The organism is Klebsiella sp. Ech2A (assembly GCF_030078455.1).
Classification (GTDB): Bacteria; Pseudomonadota; Gammaproteobacteria; order Enterobacterales; family Enterobacteriaceae; genus Klebsiella; species Klebsiella terrigena.
Window position 1 is genome coordinate 1 of record NZ_JAQGFU010000282.1, and the last position, 4,014, is coordinate 4,014.

Here is a 4,014-nt window from a genome sequence, read left to right on the forward strand (position 1 = left end):
CACTCCGGTAGCGTCTCGCGCAGGCGGCGGATGAAGGCGTTTTTGAAGGGCGTGAACACCTTATACATTTCGCGACTGCCGGTCAGCACGCTGCCGGGCGGCAGCAGCAGGCTATCGTCAAACCCCTGGCACACCACGCGGCTCAGCGTTTTCTCCGCCGCCGCGTCGCGCTGGCGCTCGTTAATTTCATACTGGTAGTTGTAAAACAGGTGGCTGACCTGCTGCTCCTCGCAGAAGCGGGCCAGCAGGGCGATGCTGGCGGAGAAATCTGTCGCCTGCGCCACCTGCAGGGCGATACCGCGCTCGGCCAGCGCGGCCTGCAGGCTACGCAGATGGCTGACGATAAACGCCGCCTGACGCGGCGCCATCCCGTGCTGACGCCACTGTTCGGGCGTGGCGATAAACAGCGCCAGAACCCTGGCGTCGGGATCGCGGCAGGCCGCAGCCAGCGCCAGATTATCGTGAATGCGCAGATCCGCGCGAAACCAGACCAGATGGGTGGCCATAAAACTCCTGCTCTTATGCTCTAAATAACGTCTCGTTAGCCCTGCGCCTCGGGCCAGGGATTGAAATAGCGCTGGTCGGCGAGCCAGGGATCGGGAAATTCGCTCATATAGTGTTGGAGGAGGCTCACCGGCGCAAGCAGCGGCTGCTGACCGCGGCGATATTCATCGATCAGCGACGTTAGCTCCTGCTTCTGCTGCGCGGTTAAATGTTCGCGGAAGTAGCCCTGAACGTGCATCAGCACGTTGGTGTGGTTGGCGCGGGTAGAGGGATGGGCCAGCAGCTTCACCAGCCGCTCGCGGTAGGCCACAAAAAACTCCTCCAGCGACGGCCAGCGGGCGATCTCCGCCACGAAGGGACCAATCTGGCGGTATTCAGGCTGTGAATGAGCCAGCAGCAGCAGCTTATAGCGGCTGTGAAAATCCATCAGCCGGCCGCGGGTCAATCCGTCACGGTGCAAATTATCCAGCTCGCGCAGGGTGTAAATACGAGTTTGTTCATCGTCCTCTAGCCAGTGATCGCTCATGACGGCTCCTTTATCGTTAAGAGCTTTCAGTGTAAGCCACTACGGGCGAAAAAAAACCGCCGGTTTTCCGGCGGTTGCTTTATCAGTCGACAGGCTGGCTATCAGTAAAAATCAGCGGCGGCCTTTTCGGCCTGCGCCATCCATACCGGCTGTTCGCTGGTCTTAGCCCATACGCGGTGCAGCCAGCTGTAGTAGCGGGCTCTGTCTTTCCAGAACATCATCACCGGAAGTGCCGCAACGCCGGCCACGACGGCGAAAGCACGACGTAAGAAGACAACGTGAGCAGGATAAGTTTTGTATAACGCCATAATTTCTCTCCCTTATGTCAGGCCGGCAATCAGCGCCGGTAAAGTTTCAATGTTTCTCTGTGCAAAATAATAGCGCTTTGGCTGTAATTTTACTACTCATCCGACCACTAAAAACGGCCTATTTAGCCTTTATTTACATTCATCCGGTAATTGAGTTACATAAAAGTTAAATTAATACTAACCATTAGTTAAATAATGGTCTTTTGCGTTTTTATACTTTTTTTACACCGCCCCCGCCGATTTTTGCAAAATCTTTGCGCCGTAATTCCTATCCTGCAGATAAATCGTAAATACACCCGGAGGTGGATTGTGAGTGCAGGCGTAATCGCTGGCGTGGCGCTGGTGTTCCTGTTGCTGGCTTACTTGGTTTATGCCCTGATCAACGCGGAGGCATTCTGATGGCCGCTCAAGGATTTTTACTTATCGCCAGTTTTATTCTGCTGCTGATGGTTCTGGCCCGCCCGCTGGGAACGGTGCTTGCCAGAATGATCGCCGATACCCCGCTGCCCGGACTCGCCGGGATAGAGCGCGGGATCTGGCGCGTCGCAGGTATTCGTTCGCAGGAGATGAACTGGTATCAGTATCTCTTCGCCATTCTGCTGTTTAACGCCCTCGGGCTGGTGGCGCTGTTTGTTCTGCTGATGCTGCAGGGATCGCTGCCGCTGAACCCTCAGCATCTGCCCGGCCTCTCCTGGGACCTGGCGCTGAACACGGCGGTGAGCTTCGTCAGCAACACCAACTGGCAGGCCTACGCCGGCGAAACCACCATGAGCTATTTCAGCCAGATGGTGGGCCTGGCGGTGCAGAACTTCCTCTCGGCGGCAACCGGGATTGCGGTGATCTTCGCCTTCACCCGCGCCTGGTCACGCCAGCAGGTGAGCACCCTCGGCAACGCCTGGGTCGACCTCACCCGCATCACGCTCTGGCTGCTGCTGCCGATCTCGCTGCTGATCGCCCTGTTCTTTATTCAGCAGGGGGTGCCGCAAAATCTGCTGCCGTATCAGGCGTTCACTTCCCTGGAGGGCGTGCGCCAGTCGCTGCCGATGGGGCCGGTGGCGTCGCAGGAGGCGATTAAAATGCTGGGGACCAACGGCGGCGGATTCTTTAACGCCAACTCGGCGCACCCGTTCGAAAACCCGACGGCGCTAAGCAATATGGTGCAGATGCTGGCGATCTTCCTGATCCCGGCGGCGCTGTGCTTTGCCTTCGGTGAAGCGGTGGGCGATCGCCGTCAGGGCCGGGCAATTTTGTGGGCCATGACGCTTATCTTCATCGTCTGCGCGGCGGTAGTGATGTGGGCAGAAACCCACGGCAACCCGCACCTGCTGGCGCTTGGCGCCGATAGCAGCGTCAATATGGAGGGCAAAGAGAGCCGCTTTGGCATTTTAGCCAGCAGCCTGTTTGCGGTGGTGACCACCGCCGCCTCCTGCGGCGCGGTAAACGCCATGCACGATTCCTTTACCGCTCTGGGCGGCATGGTGCCGATGTGGCTGATGCAGATCGGCGAGGTGGTCTTCGGCGGCGTCGGATCGGGCCTGTACGGCATGCTGCTGTTCGTCATGCTGGCGGTATTTATCGCCGGACTGATGATCGGCCGGACGCCGGAGTATCTGGGCAAAAAGATCGACGTGCGCGAGATGAAAATGATCGCCCTGGCGATCCTCGTCACCCCGACCCTGGTTCTGCTCGGCACCGCGCTGGCGATGATGACCGATGCCGGACGGGCGGCGATGTTTAACCCCGGTCCGCACGGCTTTAGCGAGGTGCTGTACGCCGTCACCTCGGCGGCCAATAACAACGGCAGCGCCTTCGCCGGCCTGAGCGCGGCCACCCCGTTCTGGAACCTGCTGCTGGCGTTCTGCATGCTGGTCGGTCGTTTCGCGGTCATCATTCCGGTGATGGCGATTGCCGGCTCGCTGGTCGGCAAGAAAATTCAGCCCGCCAGCACCGGCACGCTCGCCACCCATGACGTGCTGTTTATCGGCCTGCTGATCGGTACCGTGCTGCTGGTTGGCGCCCTGACCTTTATCCCGGCGCTGGCACTCGGCCCGCTGGCGGAACACTTCTCCTTACTTTAAGCGATGCGGAGCAACCTGTTATGAGTCGCAAACAATTAGCCCTGCTGGAGCCGACGCTGGTGCGCCAGGCGCTGCTGGACGCGGTGAAAAAGCTCAACCCTGCGGTGCAGTGGCGTAACCCGGTGATGTTCATTGTCTGGATCGGCAGCCTCGTCACTACCCTGCTCGCCGTCGGCATGACCAGCGGACATATCGCCGGCAGCGCCGGTTTTACCGCCGCCGTGAGCGTCTGGCTGTGGTTTACCGTGCTGTTTGCCAACTTTGCCGAAGCGATGGCGGAGGGGCGCAGTAAGGCTCAGGCCAACAGCCTGAAAGGCGTGAAAAAGACCTCCTTCGCCCGCAAGCTGCGCGCCCCGCAGCACGATGCCCAGATCGACCATATTCCGGCCGAGGACCTGCGCAAAGGCGACGTGGTGCTGGTGGAAGCCGGGGATATCATTCCCTGCGATGGCGAGGTGATCGAAGGCGGCGCGTCGGTGGATGAGAGCGCCATCACCGGGGAATCGGCGCCGGTGATCCGCGAATCCGGCGGCGACTTCGCGTCGGTCACCGGCGGGACGCGCATTCTCTCCGACTGGCTGGTGATCCGCTGCAGCGT

General features: G+C 59.8%; 5 protein-coding genes and 1 pseudogene. 3 read left to right on the plus strand and 3 right to left on the minus strand.

The genetic code is table 11. The features are described from left to right. From PFH44_RS25395 to PFH44_RS25405, 3 genes and pseudogenes are all read right to left on the minus strand, one after another. Positions 1–506: deoxyribodipyrimidine photo-lyase (locus PFH44_RS25395; RefSeq protein WP_283826543.1), on the minus strand; the 506-nt coding region annotated here is incomplete at its 3' end. Positions 507–541: 35 nt separating this feature from the next. After that, positions 542–994, minus strand: a pseudogene (locus tag PFH44_RS25400) (YbgA family protein); the annotation flags it as partial. Between the two features lie 137 nt (positions 995–1,131). Further along, positions 1,132–1,338 carry a DUF2517 family protein gene (locus PFH44_RS25405; RefSeq protein WP_045854489.1) on the minus strand — a complete coding sequence of 69 codons (207 nt, stop codon included), beginning with the start codon at positions 1,336–1,338 and terminating at the stop codon, positions 1,132–1,134. A gap of 309 nt (positions 1,339–1,647) precedes the next feature. Here PFH44_RS25405 and kdpF point away from each other — a divergent pair, with 309 nt between their 5' ends. From kdpF to PFH44_RS25420, 3 genes are all read left to right on the plus strand, one after another. Beyond that, entirely contained in the window at positions 1,648–1,737 is a 90-nt protein-coding gene (kdpF, locus tag PFH44_RS25410; protein ID WP_015584874.1) for a K(+)-transporting ATPase subunit F, read from the plus strand. Further along, on the plus strand, positions 1,737–3,416 hold the full coding sequence (kdpA, locus tag PFH44_RS25415) for a potassium-transporting ATPase subunit KdpA (protein ID WP_045854487.1): 1,680 nt from the start codon (positions 1,737–1,739) through the stop codon (positions 3,414–3,416). The genes kdpF and kdpA overlap by 1 nt, the downstream gene beginning before the upstream one ends. A 20-nt stretch (positions 3,417–3,436) precedes the next feature. After that, positions 3,437–4,014: HAD-IC family P-type ATPase (locus PFH44_RS25420; RefSeq protein ID WP_283826544.1), on the plus strand; the 578-nt coding region annotated here is incomplete at its 3' end.

Bases quoted from the DNA above. Each gene is read 5' to 3' on its own strand.
- PFH44_RS25405 (WP_045854489.1), bottom strand. From the start codon at position 1,338: ATGGCGTTATACAAAACTTATCCTGCTCACGTTGTCTTCTTACGTCGT.
- kdpA (WP_045854487.1), top strand. From the start codon at position 1,737: ATGGCCGCTCAAGGATTTTTACTTATCGCCAGTTTTATTCTGCTGCTG.